The organism is Trinickia diaoshuihuensis, from assembly GCF_003390925.1.
In the GTDB taxonomy this organism is placed as follows: domain Bacteria; phylum Pseudomonadota; class Gammaproteobacteria; order Burkholderiales; family Burkholderiaceae; genus Trinickia; species Trinickia diaoshuihuensis.
Genome location: NZ_QUBS01000088.1, coordinates 1 through 16,400, shown reverse-complemented (window position 1 = coordinate 16,400; position 16,400 = coordinate 1). Strand labels below are relative to the sequence as shown.

Annotated in this window: 15 protein-coding genes; 9 read left to right on the top strand and 6 right to left on the bottom strand. The window is 60.5% G+C overall.

Annotated features, from left to right (window positions below):
• Positions 1–25: 25 nt before the first annotated feature.
• Positions 26–3,328 carry a non-ribosomal peptide synthetase gene (locus DXT59_RS26330; RefSeq protein ID WP_116140822.1) on the top strand — a complete coding sequence of 1,101 codons (3,303 nt, stop codon included), beginning with the start codon at positions 26–28 and terminating at the stop codon, positions 3,326–3,328.
• A gap of 45 nt (positions 3,329–3,373) precedes the next feature.
• Positions 3,374–3,577: an MbtH family protein gene (locus tag DXT59_RS26325; RefSeq protein WP_205417481.1), complete on the top strand. Its 204-nt coding sequence runs from the start codon at positions 3,374–3,376 to the stop codon at positions 3,575–3,577.
• Positions 3,578–3,614: 37 nt separating this feature from the next.
• On the opposite strand, the gene DXT59_RS26320 is transcribed toward DXT59_RS26325, so the two are convergent.
• Positions 3,615–3,905 carry a 2Fe-2S iron-sulfur cluster-binding protein gene (locus DXT59_RS26320; protein ID WP_116140818.1) on the bottom strand — a complete coding sequence of 97 codons (291 nt, stop codon included), beginning with the start codon at positions 3,903–3,905 and terminating at the stop codon, positions 3,615–3,617.
• Positions 3,906–4,145: 240 nt separating this feature from the next.
• On the opposite strand from DXT59_RS26320, the gene DXT59_RS26315 reads away from it, so the two are divergent.
• Positions 4,146–4,436, top strand: a complete 291-nt coding sequence (locus DXT59_RS26315) for a DUF1488 family protein (protein WP_116141151.1) — start codon at positions 4,146–4,148, stop codon at positions 4,434–4,436.
• Between the two features lie 95 nt (positions 4,437–4,531).
• On the opposite strand, the gene DXT59_RS26310 is transcribed toward DXT59_RS26315, so the two are convergent.
• From DXT59_RS26310 to DXT59_RS26300, 3 genes are all read right to left on the bottom strand, one after another.
• A complete protein-coding gene (locus DXT59_RS26310) occupies positions 4,532–5,833 on the bottom strand; it encodes an NCS2 family permease (protein WP_116141149.1) in 1,302 nt (433 codons plus the stop codon).
• 180 nt (positions 5,834–6,013) lie between these two features.
• Positions 6,014–6,769: a slipin family protein gene (locus DXT59_RS26305; RefSeq protein WP_116140816.1), complete on the bottom strand. Its 756-nt coding sequence runs from the start codon at positions 6,767–6,769 to the stop codon at positions 6,014–6,016.
• On the bottom strand, positions 6,766–8,220 hold the full coding sequence (locus tag DXT59_RS26300; protein ID WP_116140814.1) for an NfeD family protein: 1,455 nt from the start codon (positions 8,218–8,220) through the stop codon (positions 6,766–6,768). Before DXT59_RS26300 ends, DXT59_RS26305 begins: the two co-directional genes overlap by 4 nt.
• Before the next feature lie 254 nt (positions 8,221–8,474).
• On the opposite strand from DXT59_RS26300, the gene DXT59_RS26295 reads away from it, so the two are divergent.
• Positions 8,475–8,993, top strand: a complete 519-nt coding sequence (locus DXT59_RS26295; RefSeq protein WP_116140812.1) for a GNAT family N-acetyltransferase — start codon at positions 8,475–8,477, stop codon at positions 8,991–8,993.
• A gap of 64 nt (positions 8,994–9,057) precedes the next feature.
• Positions 9,058–9,675, top strand: a complete 618-nt coding sequence (locus tag DXT59_RS26290) for a LysE family translocator (protein ID WP_116140810.1) — start codon at positions 9,058–9,060, stop codon at positions 9,673–9,675.
• A gap of 75 nt (positions 9,676–9,750) precedes the next feature.
• On the opposite strand, the gene DXT59_RS26285 is transcribed toward DXT59_RS26290, so the two are convergent.
• Entirely contained in the window at positions 9,751–10,080 is a 330-nt protein-coding gene (locus tag DXT59_RS26285) for a zinc ribbon domain-containing protein YjdM (RefSeq protein ID WP_116140808.1), read from the bottom strand.
• A gap of 425 nt (positions 10,081–10,505) precedes the next feature.
• On the opposite strand from DXT59_RS26285, the gene DXT59_RS30815 reads away from it, so the two are divergent.
• From DXT59_RS30815 to DXT59_RS30810, 3 genes are all read left to right on the top strand, one after another.
• Positions 10,506–11,318: a hypothetical protein gene (locus tag DXT59_RS30815; protein WP_162878250.1), complete on the top strand. Its 813-nt coding sequence runs from the start codon at positions 10,506–10,508 to the stop codon at positions 11,316–11,318.
• 106 nt (positions 11,319–11,424) lie between these two features.
• Positions 11,425–13,404: a hypothetical protein gene (locus tag DXT59_RS26275; RefSeq protein WP_116140803.1), complete on the top strand. Its 1,980-nt coding sequence runs from the start codon at positions 11,425–11,427 to the stop codon at positions 13,402–13,404.
• Positions 13,405–13,776: 372 nt separating this feature from the next.
• The gene (locus DXT59_RS30810) at positions 13,777–14,022 is read left to right on the top strand and encodes a hypothetical protein (RefSeq protein ID WP_162878249.1); all 246 of its coding nucleotides are present in this window, start codon (positions 13,777–13,779) and stop codon (positions 14,020–14,022) included.
• A 622-nt stretch (positions 14,023–14,644) separates the two neighbouring features.
• On the opposite strand, the gene DXT59_RS26265 is transcribed toward DXT59_RS30810, so the two are convergent.
• Positions 14,645–15,529, bottom strand: a complete 885-nt coding sequence (locus tag DXT59_RS26265; RefSeq protein ID WP_116140799.1) for a DUF6602 domain-containing protein — start codon at positions 15,527–15,529, stop codon at positions 14,645–14,647.
• Positions 15,530–15,793: 264 nt separating this feature from the next.
• Between DXT59_RS26265 and DXT59_RS26260 the strand changes: the two genes are divergently transcribed.
• Positions 15,794–16,342 (top strand): restriction endonuclease, encoded by a 549-nt coding sequence (locus DXT59_RS26260; RefSeq protein ID WP_162878248.1) that lies wholly within the window; start codon positions 15,794–15,796, stop codon positions 16,340–16,342.
• Positions 16,343–16,400 lie beyond the last annotated feature (58 nt).

Genomic DNA, 16,400 nt, shown 5'->3' with positions numbered 1-16,400 from the left:
CCCGCTCGAAATAGGACAACTTCATATGACTTCACATGAGCCAAACACGGCGGCAGCCGGGCGGCTGGGGCGGCAAATACGGCCGCAGCGCGTCCCGCTTTCCTTTTCTCAGGACCGCCTTTGGATGATCGATCAGATCGGCGGTGTGGGCAGCGCGTACAACGTCGTGAGCGGCGTGCAACTGAACGGACATCTCGAAGTCGCGGTACTCGAGGCCGCCTTGACCGAGATCGTTCGCCGCCACGAAGTATTGCGCTCGCGCATCGAATCGGTGGATGGTGTCGCGGCGCAGGTCGCGGACGAGCCTGCGCCCGTTCGGCTCGTCGCGCAAGAGATCGACGAAAGCGACCTGCTCGATCGGCTCGACGTCGAGGCATCGCACGTGTTCGACTTGACCAAGGGGCCGCTGTACCGCTTCTCGTTGTTCAAAATCTCGACCGAGCAATACGTCTTGCAATCGGTCGTTCATCACATTGCAACGGACGGATGGTCTGTCGCCGTCATGATGCGAGAGATCGCGACGCTTTATTCGGCCTTTCTGCGGGGGGACGCCAGTCCACTTCCGGAATTGCCGTTGCAATATGCCGATTACGCCATCTGGCAGCGAAAGCGCATGGGGGAAGCTTCCTACCAGCGCGGATTGAAGTATTGGTGCGATAGCCTTGCCGGTGCGCCGCCGCTGCTCACCTTGCCGTGGGACCGGCCTCGGCCCGCTACTCAGTCGTTCAAGGGGGCGACCGTGTCGGTCGGCATTGCGCCCGATGTCCTCGCGGGGCTCAAGACGATTGCCGAGTCGGCGAATGCGACGCTTTACATGGTGCTGCTCGCCGCATTCAACGTCGTGCTTGCCCGCTGGAGCGGTCAAGACGATATCGTGGTCGGGACGATTATCGCGGGGCGGACGGAAAGCAAGCTCGAAGAGCTGATCGGGCTGTTTACGAACACGCTGGCGTTGCGCGTGGATTCCTCCGGAAACCCGACCTTCAATGAACTCGTGCAACGCGTCCGGGATATCACGCTCGACGCCTATACGTATCAGGAAATACCCTTCGAGCGAATCGTGGAAGTGCTACAGCCGGTACCGGATTTGAGCCGGCAACCCATCTTCCAGGCCATGTTGGTGCTGCAAAACATGCCGCGCGCCGCCGGCCAATTGCCTGACCTGAAGCTGAAGCGCCTGAACCAGCGGCGCACCGGGTCGAAGGTGGACCTCTCGCTCATTTTGGTGGAGAGCGCTAGCGGGTTGCATGGACACTACGAGTTCGCAGCCGACCTGTTCGATACGGAGACGATCGAGTTGCTCGCGCGGCACACGGCTTCGGCATTCTCGAGCTTGGCGTCAAATCCTGCACTGCGCGTCAAGCAAGCTTCGCTGCTCGATGCCGAGGAAGTCCGACAGCAAGTGCAAGTGTGGGGCTGCGGGCAGGCGCTGCGCGATGCACTGATGCGGATCGAGACGTCCCTGTCGACGCAAGCGCGCGCCGTGCCGGATCGCATTGCGCTGATCGACGGTGAGCGGCGCATGACGTATAGCGAGCTGGAAACCGAGTCGAACCGGTTGGCGAACTACCTGCGGGGCATTGGAATCGGCCCCGAGGATATCGTCGGTCTCAATCTGCCTCGCTCCATCGAGCTAATCGTCGCCGTGATCGCGATCATGAAGGCGGGCGGCGCGTTCTTGCCGCTAGATCCGGCGTATCCGGTTCAGCGGCTCGAATTGATGGCGGCGGATGCAAAGCCCAAGGCCATCATCACCGCCGAGTCGTCCCCGCAGGTGAACGCGCCGGCGGCACGCAAGGTATGGCTCGACAAGGAGCGGGAGCAGATCGCCGGGCAGGCTTCGAGCATACCGGCGCCGGGCGGATCGCTCGATAGCCCGGCCTACGTGCTGTACACCTCCGGGTCGACGGGCCGCCCGAAAGGTATCGTCGGCACGCACCGGAGCATCGCTGCTCGACTTCATGCCGATGTCGCCGCACGCGATGACACCGTGATCGAGGTCTATGCGCAGAAGACGACCATCAATGCGATCGACTTCATGTGGGAACTGTTCATGCCGCTGACCCGCGGCGAGCAGGTCGCCGTGATCAGCCCGGATGCCGTCAAGGATCCGCAATTGATGGTGAAGGAGTTGCGCGCTGCGAACGCGACGCGGATCGTCCTCGTTCCGTCGTTGACTCGGGCGCTGCTCGACTTCGGCGGAGGCCGGCTCGCGCAGGAACTGCCGAAACTGCGCTACTGGGCCTCGGTCGGAGAGCCTTTGTCCACCGGATTGGCAAACGATTTCGCCGAGGCGCTGCCGGGTGCGACGTTGGTCAACCTCTACGGTACCTCCGAGTTCTGGGACGCGACGTGGCATTTGGCGGGCACGGGCGACGACTATCAATCGGGCGGTGTGCCGCTTGGCAGGCCGCTCGAGGGGATGTCCGTCTACGTGCTGGACGGCGATCTGCAACTGCTGCCTACCGGTGCGGTCGGTGAACTCTATATCGCGGGGCCGAGCCTTGCGCGCGGCTATCTGGGCCGTCCGGATCTGACCGCCGAGCGGTTCGTGCCAAGTCCGTTCGACGACGGCGCCCGGTTGTATCGGACCGGTGATCTCGTACGCTGGCGTGCCGGCGGTATTTTGCAATTCATCGGACGGGCCGACTTCCAGGTCAAGGTACGCGGGTTTCGTATCGAGTTGGGCGAAATCGAGGCCGCCCTGCGGCAGCATCCTAGCGTCAAAGAGGGGGTGGTGCTTGCCCGCGCCGACCTCGGTAGCGAGGCGGAACTCGTGGCCTACGTCGTCTTGAATGGCTCTCGGCCCGCGACGTTCGAGCCCGAGACGATCCGCGCACACCTCGTGCCGCTGTTGCCGGAATACATGATTCCGTCCGCGATCGTCGTGCTGGAGCGCCTGCCGCTGCTCCCGAACGGCAAGGTCGACCGAGGCGCATTGCCGAAACCGGAAACGACCGCTCGTACCTCGACTGAGAAGGTGTTGCCCCGTACGCCGGTCGAAGCTGAACTGGTAAGCATTTTCGAGCAGATCTTGAACAAGCGCGACGTATCGGTCGACAGCAGCTTCTTTCTCATTGGCGGCCATTCATTAACCGCCATGCGGGCAGTCGCACGGGTGCGCGATGCATTCGCGATCGACCTCCCTGTTCGAGCACTGTTCGAGCATCCCACGCCGGCGGCACTGGCCAATGTCGTCGAGGACTTGCTGTCCCAGCAGGCGGGCGCCTCGGAATTGGACGGCGACTTGGTTGCCGAGATGAGTAATATGAGTGTCGAAGAATTGGAGCGAGCGTTACGCGAACTTCAGTCGGTCCCCGGCACTTGAGCGCGACGATCTTCCCTTCCCATCCACAAAAAGGCGAGCTTTATCATGTCAGAAACAGAAAAGGAATACATCGTCGTCGTCAACGAGGAAGAGCAGTATTCGATATGGGACGCCGGTCGCCAGTTGCCGAATGGTTGGCGCTCGACCGGCTTTAGTGGCGAAAAGCAGGCGTGCCTACAGCATATCGCTTCGGTATGGACAGATATGCGCCCGCTGAGCTTGCGAAAGCAGATGGAAGGCGCCGCGTAGCCGATAGGGGAGTAGGTTGCTCGGGGGCCGATTTCGGTCAATCGCCTTCGGCTTCCGGCACCATTAGAACCAGGTCGGTTTCGGCGGTGGCCACACACGGCAGAATCCAGCCCTCGGCCTTTTCTTCCTTTGTCAGCCCAGGCCATTCGATGCGGTAGGAAACGGCGCCGCTGATCAACCGGCACGCGCACGTGCGGCAGGTGCCGTTACGGCAGGACCGCGGCAACCTTACACGAGCGGCCGTGGCCGCTTCCAGCACGGAGAGCGCCGCCGGCGCCGGGAATGTGTAGCCGTGCGGTTCGATGCGGACGAGAAGATGGCGTGTCATGAAAACGATTCGTACTCCTGTCAATGAATGCGCGCAATCGGAGCGTATTTGCTCCGACGAAATGCCGTCCCGATGGCGCGATGCAAGGAAAACTTGCTCGATACCGCAAACGTCCTAAAGTAGATGAAATCGGTCTTGGCGGTTTTGTCTTGGCCGGTCAGCCCGCGCTTCCAGCAAGAAGGAAGCACTCCCACTCGGCGCGGTCATCGGCGTGTCTTCGTCACGGCAAAGGCGAATCCCATGCAGATCAGTTTTCCCAAAGAAGCGCCCGAGTACTCGGGGCGCGAGCTTAAAGTGGCATTTCCGGCGCTCGTCAACGGCGAGCGTATCTGGTGCAGCATTACGGCCGAGGCGCTCGAAGACCATTTCGGGGCGGCATCGCCGCGACTCGAGGATATGGTCGGTGCGTTCGACGCGCATCGGACCCGCATCGAGGCGGCGACGCGCAGGCTGCTCGCCGAGACGAGCGGCCAATGCGTGACGCTGCGCAGCGGATACGTGCGGTTTTACGAGGCGAACGCACGCGCCTGACGGCGGTTACCCGGGCGTTACCGAAGCGTGCCCTGTCGTACAAACGACGAAGCCGCCACGAATGGCGGCGGCTTCGCCGTGCCCGGACGCGGCTGTCAGCCCGCGCCCAAATAGAAGAAGCGGAAAAGAAAGATCGCGGCGATGATCCAGACGATCGCCTTGACTTGGCGCGCCCGCCCGGTGAACAGCTTCAAACCGGCGTAGGCGATGAAGCCGAACGCGACGCCGTTCGCGATCGAATACGTGAACGGCATCATCAATGCGGTGAGTACGGCCGGTACGACTTCGGTCGCATCGTCCCACGGTAAGTCGGCCAATTCGCGCAGCATCAAGCAGGAGACGTAGAGCAGGGCGGGCGCCGTGGCATAGCCGGGCACGACGCCGGCCAACGGCGAAATGAACAGGCACGCCAGAAAGAGCACCGCGACGGTGATCGCCGTCATGCCCGTGCGTCCGCCTGCTTGAACGCCCGATGCGCTTTCGATGTACGCCGTGGTGGACGAGGTGCCGAGCAGCGAGCCGGCGACGATGGCCGTGCTATCGGCGAGCAGCGCCTTGTTCAGACGGTTCATCTTCCCTTCGACGAGCAGCCCCGCGCGGTTGGCCACCCCCATCAACGTGCCGGTGGCATCGAATAGCTCGACGAGAAAAAATACGAGTATGACGTTCAAAATGCCCGTGGACAGTGCGCCGCGGACATCGAGGTGAAAGAGCGTCGGAAGGATGGAAGGCGGCGCCGAGACGACGCCATGGAATTGATTCCCGGCGAAGAAGAACGACAACACGGTCACCGTCAGGATGCCGATCAAAATCGCGCCGCGTACGCGCAGCGAGTCTAGGGTCACGATCGTGAAGAATCCGATGGTCGCGAGTACCACCTCGGGCTTATGCAGGTCGCCGAGTGTGACGAGCGTGGCCGGGTTGCCGGCAATCACGCCGGCCGTCTTCAGCGAAATGATCGCGAGGAATAGACCGATGCCGCCGGTAATGGCCGCGCGGATCGAACGCGGTATGCCGTTAACGATCATCTCGCGCAGGCCGATGAGCGTGACGAGCAGGAACAAACATCCCGAGATGAAGACGGCGCCGAGCGCGGCTTCCCAGGAAAAGCCCATGCCCTTGACGACGGCGTAGGCGAAGTACGCGTTGAGCCCCATGCCCGGCGCGCAGGCGATGGGGTAGTTGGCGTACAGGCCCATGATCAGCGACGCGATGGCGGCCACGAGGCATGTCGCGACGAAGACGGCGGCCTTGGGCATGCCCGCGTCGCCGAGAATCGCCGGGTTGACGAAGATGATGTAAGCCATCGTCAGAAACGTCGTGACGCCGGCGAGTATTTCCGTGCGGAAATTCGTGCGGGCTTCCTCGAAGCCAAAATAGCGCTTTGCCGATTCCAAAAATGGAAGGGCTTTGACTTGTTCCATTGAGAAGCGTCTCCTATCGATTGCGCCGGCGGCCGCTCGGCTACGCACGGGCGGCCAATTCCGCAGACCAGCCGCACAGTGTAATAGCGAGCCTGCGCCGACGCTAGCGCATCGCGTCCCGCCCGCATCTCCCAAGGCGGCGGCGCGGGCGTCTCAACGGCGATCGAGCAGGGTATTGAGGAGATCGATGGGGAGCGGGAAAACGATCGTCGAATTTTTGTCTGCGGCGATCGTCGTCAGCGTTTGGAGGTAGCGCAATTGCATCGCTTGCGGCTCTTTTGCGAGCGTTTGCGCCGCTTCCAGCAGCTTTTGCGAAGCTTGCAATTCGCCGTCGGCATGAATGATTTTCGCGCGCCGCTCGCGTTCCGCTTCCGCTTGCCGGGCAATGGCGCGGATCATCGTCTCGTTGATATCGACGTGCTTGATTTCGACGTTCGATACTTTGATACCCCAAGCGTCGGTCTGGGCATCGAGCGTCTTTTGAATATCCGCGTTCAGTTGCTCGCGCTCGGCCAGCAAGGCGTCGAGTTCATGCTTGCCGAGGGCGGCGCGCAGCGTGGTTTGCGAGAGTTGGCTCGTGGCCTCTAAGAAACGGGCGACCTGAATGACCGCTTTTTCCGGGTCGACGACGCGAAAGTAGACGACGGCGCTGACTTTGACGGAGACGTTGTCGCGTGTGATGACGTCCTGCGGAGGCACGTCGAACACGATGGTGCGTAGATCGATGCGCACGACCTGTTGCACGACGGGCATGATCAGGACGAGGCCCGGGCCTTTGACTTTCCAAAAGCGGCCGAGCAAGAAGACGACCCCGCGCTCGTATTCGCGAAAGATGCGAATGGACGAGGCCACGACGACGATCACGATGAGAAGCACAATCGTGCCGAAGCTGAACGTGAAACCGATCATGGCGAGACTCCTCGCTGTTGTGGTTCTTCGGCCGCGACGACGTCGAGCGTCAGCCCCTGCCGGCCCGTCACCCGCACAGCGGCGCCGGCCACGAGCGGTGCGGCGGCGCGCACGCGCCAGCGCTCGCCGTGAACGCGTGCCCAGCCGACACTGGCGCCTTGCGCTTCGCCGTCGGCCGGGACGAGCGCGGCATCGATGATTTCGCCGACGCTGCCGACGAGCGCTTCGCCGCCCGTGACGACGGGCCGCCGCCGCGCGCGGAAGGCGAAGCTCGAGGCGAAGAAGACCAAGACGGCGCCGGCGGCGGAGAGTGCGGCGATTGTCGGCAGTGGGATACCGTAGCCGGGTTGATCGGTGTCGATCAGCATCAGCGCGCCGGCGGCGAACGCGACGATTCCCCCGAAGCCGAGCGTGCCGAACGTCGGCAGAAATGCTTCAGCGATGAGGAAGGCTAGGCCGAGAAATATCAGCGCCAGTCCGGTGTAGCTGATCGGCAGCAACTGCAGCGCGAACAGGCCGACCAGGAGGCAAATCGCACCGGCTACCCCCGGCAGGACGAAGCCGGGGTTGGCGAATTCGAAAAAGAGGCCGTACATGCCGATGGTCAAAAGGATCAGCGCGACGTTCGGATTGGTGACGACGGCTAGGAAGTGGCTGCGCCAATCGGGCTCCAACGTCACGACTCGTGCATGGGACGTTGCGAGCCGGTGCGGGCCGGTTGCCGTTTCGACGATTCGGCCGTCGAGTTTCACCAGTAGCTCGGGCAGATCGCGGGCTATTAGATCGACGACGTGTTGATCGAGTGCTTCGTTTGCCGACAAACTGACCGCTTCCCGGACGGCGTGCTCGGCCCAGTCCGCGTTGCGTCCGCGCAATTGGGCCAAGCCGCGGATGTAGGCGGCTGCGTCGCCGATCTGCTTGCGCGTCTCGGTCGATTGCGAATCGGTCGCCGGCGCGGAGGCCGCGCCTTTGCCGGATTCGTTCGGGCGTTTCGGCTCAGGGGCCGCGAGGCCTGGGGCGCCGAGTTGAATCGGCGTGGCCGCGCCCAGGTTGGTGCCCGGCGCCATCGCCGCGATGTGGCTGGCATAGACGATGTAGGTGCCGGCCGACGCTGCGCGTGCCCCGCCAGGCGCGATAAACGCGGCGACAGGCACGGGCGAGGCCAAGATGGCTTTGATGATTTGCCGCATCGAAATATCGAGTCCGCCGGGCGTATCGAGTTCGATGACGGCCAATTGGGCCCGTTCATTCGCCGCGCGGATGAGCGAGCGGGTGATGAAGTCGGCACTTGCGGGGCTGATCGCGCCTGCCACGGGAATGACGACGACCTCGTTGTTGCCGGCCGCGGCAGCCGATGGCGCTGCGGCCGCCCACGATGCCCACGATGAGAGCGCGAGCCATGCGGCTACGCAATACCATAGCCATCCGCGCAACCGCATGGGCGGGCGCATTAGGCAAGTCGACGCGATTCGCGGCAACGGGTGGGTTTTCATCGTTTTCACTCGACGCATGCGAATGCGCCGCCGCCGGCGGGAGAGCCGCCCCTGACGCTTAAAGATTAGGACGATTCGCGCGTCTTCGCTAAATGGCGGTGGGGTTTCGGTGGCGGGGAGCTGGGAGCGCCGCCTTTAATAGGAGGGCGGCGGTAAAACTCGGGCCATATCAATGCCCTATACTGCGGTGACTGTCCGAATCTTGTTGCGATATGTCGCCATCCATCGACGAACTTCTTGCACTTGACCTACTAACCCTGCGAGAGCATACAGAACGATCTGGTGCTGCGTTCGATGTGGAAAAACATAGGGCTCGGCTTCACGAGTCTTTGATCCTCGACGCGCTTTGCTTCGTGCGACGCGACGGCAAGCTTGTCGCTTACGCCATGCTTCGTGCGGAGTCTGACTCATGCTGGTTCGTCGGCTCGTTTGGTATCCACCCCCTGCACCGGACGTATGCCGTTATCGCCGAACTATTGGCGAAGGTTGGGATGGTAGCCGAGGAACGGGGAATTCGAGCGTTTAGAAGTCACGTGTACAAGACGAACCGCTTGTCCGTTTCCTTTCATCGTAAGCTTGGATTCGATGTGGTGCGGGAGAATGACAAAGCGTTCGAGTTCTTTGCTGAACTTGATAAGTTGGCGCGCCGGCCGGCGATCCGGCGTGCGACGAGCGCGAGAACATTGTCGCCCGACTTTGCGCAAAGCCTTGGCGGGCCCCTCGAGAATTGATAGACAATACCGCCTGGAAAGTCCGGTTCCGCTCCCGTCGTCCACCCATCCAAAGAGGGCAAACATGATCGATGTGTCGGCTATCGCGGCCGTCTTTTCCGTCTATGCGGCGGGAGTCGTCATTCCCGGGCCAAATTTCGTGGCCGTAGTTCACAAGGCGGTGTCCGGGACGCGCTCCGACACGGCGGCGCTTGTCGCGGGTATCGTCGCGGTCAATCTGTTTTGGGCGACATGCGCGATTCTGGGCATCGGTATGGTATTCGCGGTATTTCCATGGCTCGCCGTCGGAGTTCGACTCGCGGGAGCGGCATATCTGATTTGGTTCGGGGTGCGTTTGATCGCATCGTCGGGGGGGAATGACGCTGCCGTGCCGTCTTCGCTGAAGGCTCCGAAGTTTCGTGCCGCCTTCCTGCAAGGCGTCGCGACGAATATCGCCAATCCGAAGTCGATCGCTTTTTATGCCGCGGTCTTCTCTTCCGCGGCGCCGAGCCATGTTTCCGCTGAAACGTTTCTAGCCATGCTGGCAACCGTGGGGCTCACGGCGACCTGCTGGTACGGCGCGGTCGCGTTCTTTCTGTCGCAAGCGGCGATTGCGGGCGCGTATCGTCATGCGAAGACATGGATCGATCGAATTTGCGGAGGCGTGATCGTCGGGCTGGGGATTCGGCAATTGATTCGCTAGCCATCGATACTGCCTCCTTTACCGAAAGCCATCTACGCGGGCGCCCATCCAAACGAAATCAGGCGCCTCGCTAAGTCAAGCCTTCTTAACGAATTCGGATTTCAAACTCATCGCGCCGAAGCCGTCGATCTTGCAATCGATATCGTGGTCGCTGTCGACCAGCCGAATGTTTTTCACTTTTGTACCCATTTTGACGACACCGCCGGAACCCTTCAGCTTCAAATCCTTGATGACGGTGACGGTGTCTCCATCCTGCAAAACGTTCCCGGCCGAGTCCCGGTAAACCTTGGCAACCGCCTCTGTTGCCGTCGCGTCTTGCGACGACCATTCATATGCACATTCGGGGCAGACTTTCGAGTTGCCACCACCGACTGTAGAGGGCCGACGCCGCAGCCGGCATTGCACCGTTGTCCCAAGCGGCTGACGGCGCTTGTTGGACCCGGAAGGGTAGATCCTGCCAATTCGAAGCTGATGACGATGTCATTGATTCCCCGGCGAGAATGGCTCTTCTTCGTTCTCGGTAGTTTAACTCGCAGCCGACCCGATGGCCCCGGGCGGCGGCTACAAGTTGTCACGTGGGCGAGCGGCGAGCACCGTCAAGCACGCACTCGAGCGGATTCGCTTTATGCGTCGGCGCGGGAACTAAAGAGCCGTGCATGCGAAGTTGGAATCGCGTTTAACCGCGAATTGGCGATTGCACGGGGCACTGCGGCTGTAGGGGCTGATACGACATGGTCACGCGAAAGAAAAATTTGACTGGCGACTGCCCGCTTACTAATCTTTCGTGCAAGGCGTAAGACCAGCGCCACAAAATCAGACGGGGAATCAGCATGTTTACTCGACGTGACGTGCTTAAAGGCACCTTAGCTGGTATCGGCACACTGCTCCTTTATCGTTATGCGACCACTCAGGCCGCTCTGACATTGCCGCCCCAGGCTGGTACAGCCGACGAATCCTTAACTCAATCCGGCAAAGATTTTTTTCTGGATGCAATCGACATTTCACTCGATCAATCGCATATCCCCGGTGACGGGGCGCTAACTGTGCGCGCCGATACCATAAGGATAGACGGCTTAATTTCTCTCCCAGGTCGGGATCTGACCATTTTGGCTCGACAAATTGTTTGTGGTGCCAACGCTACTATTTCAACGAAGGCCCCTGCGGTAGCTGTCGACTATGCGGGAGCCACCGCGCCGAACGGTGTGCGATCGGGTGATCCCGGACAAGATGGGCGAAACGGCAGTGATGGCGCAAATGGTGGCCAAGTTTTGATTTTTGCCGAGAACATGTCCGGCAATCTAACTGTCGATGCATCCGGCGCGCAAGGCGGCGCAGCAGAAAACGGTGGGGACGGTGCGCCTGGCGCGCATGGTCGAGATTGGGCTCGAGGAATGGCCCAAGGGGGCGACGGGGGCGTTGGTGGACGGGCAGGCGCGCCCGGTAAGCCGGGGAACGGCGGAAACGGCGGAAGGATCGGAGTGTATGTCGTCGGCACCATAACGGTTCTGCCCAAACCCATTCTCGTTAGTCGCGGAGGAGGTGCTGGCACCCCGGCGTCGCCTGGGAAACCTGGCGCAGGTGGCCAAGCGGGCAATGGCGGCCGATATTGGCCGGTTCATGTGCACGTCTGCGGTCAGCGCTAAAGCAAAGTCCGCCTTCCTAAGTTGTCCCGCCGCTCGCATGGAAGCACGACGTCGGCGCGATTTGAGTTGGTCACCCAGATCCATTTACTGACGTAGGGAGCGCACCATGCCGATGATGTGCGAAGACTATGGGGATCCAGTCAATGTTGCAGGCGGGCACCCGGGACCCGGCGGAGCGCCGTATGCGAGCAGGCCGCCGATCGCGCTCAGCGGCACCAGTGGCCCTGTCGTCGTCGAAGCGGTCCCATACAGCGCGGCGTCGAATGTTGTGTCGCCCGACTATACCGGCCTGCTCCTTCACGCGGCGGAAATCGATTATCTACATGGGCGTTTCGACAGCGCTACATCACGTCTGCGATGGATCGCGAATCTATTGACCCCCCTTGTGAGCACGGCGTCAGAACAAGGTTTCCAGCCAAAGACGCAGTATGAGGCGCAACGCGATCGCGTCGGCGTGCTCGGGCGCCAAATGCAGTTAGGCCTCGACTACTTCGGGAACTATCAGAACTACGTGCCGTTGCTTACGGCCGCGTATTACAAAAGCCTGCTCGACTACCTTTTTTCCTACGGCCGCTCGATCGAAGTTCAGTACAACGCCTACGCGGCCAAGAATGCGGATATAAAACAACAGGTTGCCGCACTTAGCGTGGCTCAGGCCACAACGCTCGAAAACGCCGATCGATTGCAAAACGAGCTCGCGGGACTTCTCGTGGATCAGCGGGACCTTCAGAAATCGATCGACGCGTTGCGCGACGAGCTGGATGGGTTGTGGGTGCAACTTTTCACCGCTGAGTCGTCATTCAAGCGGGCCGTGGCGAGGCTCGGCGGTGGGTGCAGCTTCGGACAGATTGCTGCTATCGGTTCGGCAGTGGCTACCCTCGTTGCCACAGGGGGATCCGCGGCGGCGCTGATTGGGCCGGCCCTGAGCGCGCTCAGTGGACCGGGAGCCCCCGGTCAAAACGGTGCGCCCATTTCAGACGACTTTTCGGGATTCGAGTACGAGGTGAAGACCGTTGTCGCCGCCGGCCAATCGGTCGGTGACTTTATGCACGCGGTCGATGTAGCGCGAGACAAGATTGGGCTATCGCAGCCGAAAGATGCACCAGCCCCGTCGTTGCCCGGTGATGAAACCAAACTGTTGGCACAGGCGGCGGACATCGATAAGCAACTCCAGCCCTACCTTGCACTACCTGAGGCTAGACAGTATCAAGCGCTGATCCATACATTTGTGACGATAGCCGAAGCTCGTAACAACAAAGTCTTGGAATACAACTGGAAACGTGCGGAATACAGTCGTGTGAGCGCGCGGATTACGTCCTTGCGCGCAGATGCGAATGCGATCGCAACGAAGCTCGCCATGACCACGGCCGGTAGTGTCGCCGGCGCAATGACCTTCATGGAGAGCGCGTATTTGCAAGCGAAGACCGAAATTGTGAGGGTGATGTACGAAGTCGATCGATGCCACCGCTTTTATACGTTGAGCGCGGCTGTCCCTGCGTTTCCGGTGACTGACGCCACGATTGCGGCGCTTGAAACGACCGCTGTACAGCAGGTGTCCGACTATAACGGCGCACTAGTGTCCTACGGTGTAGGCCTCTTGAAACTGACGCCGGAAGCGATCGCCCTCGGGGATTTCGTTGGGCCGCAAGGACTCGCAGCGTTGCGCGACAACGGGAACATGATCTTTTCACTGCCACCCGAAACAGCCGTGTTTCTCGGGTATTCCCACGTGTTGGCTCAAAAGATTCAGATCGATCTGAAGGGCATGCCGAAACATACGCCCTACCAAGCCGCGCTGTTGCATCTCGGTCGCTCACTGATGATCGATGATCGTGGTGAGTTGCAAGTATTCTCGCACGTGATGGTGCCCACGGCTTACGAGGTAGGTCCCGATGGCCGCATAATTGCAGACGGAACGGTGGCCGGTAGCGTGCAAGGCGAGGGCACGGCCCAATTCGTTGGCGTTAGTCCATATGGTCCGTGGAAGCTGCGCTTGCGCAATCTATCCCAGACCCAGCTCAAGCAGATTACAGGCATTGAAGTGCGCTTTGAAGCCTATGCTCGCGTTCGGCCGGCGCTAGGCTAAGGGGCTCTCGGCTGCGATTCCTGTTCGTGATGAGCCGCGTCTCCGGCCAGGCGGAGCGATAGCGTCAAAGTGTCGCCAACAAATCCCCCGCATCGCATTTGGCGTTGCCGCGCCGACGTGATTGCGTCGCGTCGCTCAGTTCCAGTTCATCCGATGGCTCTGGGTCGTCTCATCGTGACGGCGATCGTCTTCTTCGTGCGCGCATAGGCTCAGCCGATGGCGGTTTGGCGGGTAGTCGGCATCGAGTTAGACCGGCACATCTGTGTAGGCCGGATGTTGGTGCCTCAATCAGGCGTCGTGTTTTAGGGCTTGTGCGATTCGCATGGGCACGGGCAGCCAACTGCGTTGCTCGTCGCTCACGAGAGGGGCGATATGCTGGTTTCGCGGGACGACCTCCTTCCCGTCAAACACAAAGTCGCGCGCGGTGCCGCGCCGGCGTGTGCGAAACACGCAATCGGCCCGAGAGAGCGGGTCGCGCGGCGCGACCAAGAGTTCGGCGTCGAGTGCCTTTTCTTCGTCAAAGAACTGCCGCACTGCCGGATGCAACTCGCAGAACCGAACGTCGACCTTGAGCAGCGTCGGAAACGCGGCATGGTCCGTTGTGTCGCCAAGGCGTGAGCATACCGCGGCGATGAGGCGATGCACGCCGTTGGAACAGATGACAGCGCCGCCGACTGCCGCCAGCTGGAGTCCCCGTGCGATCGCGGCTCAGAATGCGGAACGGGAAACTTCTTTTGACCGATCTCCGAGCGAAAGTACTCGAACACCTCGTCCCCCCAATTGTCACCGATAATGCCTTCGATCAATTCACGCCATGTATTACCGCGCAACGGTGAATTTTTATGGGCGATCGCGACAATGGCCGAGACCGGTACGTTGAGAAAGCGGCGCGTCCACTCTCTCGCCCGTATGGCTTCCAGGAACGGTCCGATTTTATCGTCGTCTAGGAAAACCTCGAGGCCTAGGCCCGGGTGGGTCGATGCGTCGACAGATTTACGGATCGCATATACCGGTGGGCTGACCGGGATGAGCCCGTCCACTAAATACCGCTGTTCCGATTTCACTCCTCGCCCGCTCATAGTATCCATAGACTTTCTTGTTGTAGGTTAGACGTGCCCGTCTAGGGCGGCTGACCGGATCGGTGAAGCCGCACTCCGGCGCCCAAGTCAACAGCGAACCAGGTGCGCTCTCGCCCGGCCCGCGTTCGCCACGACGACTAGACCTGGACATGCGCCGACGGCTAGTCGGATAAGGGGTCCTCGCGCAAGCTAACGATCCCACTGCCGCCCCATGTGTAAAACCGATCCGTGTAGCTAATGGCGAGTGGAACATATCGCTCAGCCGCTTCGAGGACAAACGTGAAAAACGCCAGCAGTAGCAGTCCACTCGTGGCTGGTGCAGCAAAGTAGTCGAGCGTATAACCGTACTGATCGCGGTAAAAGTCACGTCGTTCATCCTCGAGTTGCGGCTCGATATTGCTAGATGTCCACACCTCGTCGCGGGACACGCCCCAGTGCAAAGCATAAGCTTTCGTGACGGAGTGCACGCTGGTTAGCAGGGAAAAGCGAGAGTCCAGCACAAATACAGCATCGGGCTGACACGCGACCTCTGACGCATAGCGGGTCAAGTAAATCTCCGGTGACCCCCAACCATTGAAGGTGTCAGTTACGTCGAGGCTGTACGCAAACACGAAGCGAAAGGGGCGCGAGGAGGAGTCGGTGCCTGCTGCCTCCAGGAACTCGTCCAGCTCGCCCAATTTTCGGCAAGCGCTCTTGAGCATATCTCGTGTTAGCGTCGACTTCACTTCGATGACGCCGACGACGGCTTCGACTGGCACCAATAGCCTAGGGTCGTCCGTGGGGTCCACCGCCCAGGTGGGACAGTTCAATGCGTCGTAAATGATCACGTCAAATTCGCGTGACGTCCGGTCGGCATGAATCACATGACCGTGCGACACGCCGAACTTGCGCGGCAGCCGGTTGCGCAGGAACGTCCTGATCTCTGCTTCGCGCGGAGTTCCCTGATGGTCGGGACGCGCGCTGGCGCCGCTCAGTTGGAAGGTTGCCTGCATGGTCACGGCTGTTGCCTGAAGCAACTTTCGAACATCGACGGGCGGTTTTGTCATGACGAGTATCGGCGTTCGCGGTTATCTGTCAGCGAAGAGCTAAATTTGTTCGAGGGGCAATCGGTCTATCCGCGATTTTAGAGCGGGAAGGGCGTTCACAGGTAAGCGGGTTTTGCTTCGCGCTTCGCGTCAAATTATGCTGCTCGTATTGTGAGATGCCGTAGGTGCATAATGGCCAGTTGTTGCACAATTGCGCTCGCGGGTAGCCGGCTCCGCTGCTGGCGGTGTATGCAACGTCTCCGCAAACCAACATCGAACATAGCGATGGCAAAAAAATCTGCCAGTTCCACCAGTACAACCGAGGTCGGCGACAGCTTTAGGGATGCTGTCGCAGCGCTTCTGCGCACGAAGTATTCCGATGCAAAAACGGAGGTACTCGTCGGCGCCAAAAAGGTGGATATCGTCTACACCACTTCGGATTTCGGCCGGCGTATCACGGTCGGTGTCGAATGCAAGAACGAAGCAACGCCGCTCACCAAGGACAGAATTCGTACCGAAATTTGGGCAGAGCACCAGCAGCTGGTCGATACGCAAAAGCTAGACATGCTGATCATCGTCGCCCGCCGGGACATCAATGCGATGGCTCGGGAATTCGTCAATGGAACGGCAGCACTGCGGTTCCAGACCTATGAGCAACTTGAAGACAGTTTGATCGGTTTGAACGACTATGTGGCGGGTCTCGCCGCAATGTTCAAGGACAATCATCTTGATCAATATTACGTTGCTGCTCGGCTTGAAGGACATACCAAACCAGCTCTCGACGTTATCGCGGACTGGATGCGTTCTGGAGCTAACGTCAATAGTGGTGTATGAACAAATTGACGGCGATCGATTTCAAGCGGCGAGTTTCTGCTGAACCGGCCGATCGTCT

Excerpts from the sequence above, each read along its gene's own strand:
- DXT59_RS26290 (WP_116140810.1), top strand. The coding sequence starts at position 9,058 with ATGATCGATGTGTCGGCTATCGCGGCCGTCTTTTCCGTCTATGCGGCG.
- DXT59_RS30810 (WP_162878249.1), top strand. The coding sequence starts at position 13,777 with ATGCTGGTTTCGCGGGACGACCTCCTTCCCGTCAAACACAAAGTCGCG.
- DXT59_RS26315 (WP_116141151.1), top strand. The coding sequence starts at position 4,146 with ATGCAGATCAGTTTTCCCAAAGAAGCGCCCGAGTACTCGGGGCGCGAG.
- DXT59_RS26300 (WP_116140814.1), bottom strand. The coding sequence starts at position 8,220 with ATGCGCCCGCCCATGCGGTTGCGCGGATGGCTATGGTATTGCGTAGCC.
- DXT59_RS26265 (WP_116140799.1), bottom strand. The coding sequence starts at position 15,529 with ATGACAAAACCGCCCGTCGATGTTCGAAAGTTGCTTCAGGCAACAGCC.
- DXT59_RS26260 (WP_162878248.1), top strand. The coding sequence starts at position 15,794 with ATGGCAAAAAAATCTGCCAGTTCCACCAGTACAACCGAGGTCGGCGAC.
- DXT59_RS26295 (WP_116140812.1), top strand. The coding sequence starts at position 8,475 with ATGTCGCCATCCATCGACGAACTTCTTGCACTTGACCTACTAACCCTG.
- DXT59_RS26330 (WP_116140822.1), top strand. The coding sequence starts at position 26 with ATGACTTCACATGAGCCAAACACGGCGGCAGCCGGGCGGCTGGGGCGG.
- DXT59_RS26305 (WP_116140816.1), bottom strand. The coding sequence starts at position 6,769 with ATGATCGGTTTCACGTTCAGCTTCGGCACGATTGTGCTTCTCATCGTG.
- DXT59_RS26320 (WP_116140818.1), bottom strand. The coding sequence starts at position 3,905 with ATGACACGCCATCTTCTCGTCCGCATCGAACCGCACGGCTACACATTC.
- DXT59_RS26275 (WP_116140803.1), top strand. The coding sequence starts at position 11,425 with ATGCCGATGATGTGCGAAGACTATGGGGATCCAGTCAATGTTGCAGGC.
- DXT59_RS26325 (WP_205417481.1), top strand. The coding sequence starts at position 3,374 with ATGTCAGAAACAGAAAAGGAATACATCGTCGTCGTCAACGAGGAAGAG.
- DXT59_RS30815 (WP_162878250.1), top strand. The coding sequence starts at position 10,506 with ATGTTTACTCGACGTGACGTGCTTAAAGGCACCTTAGCTGGTATCGGC.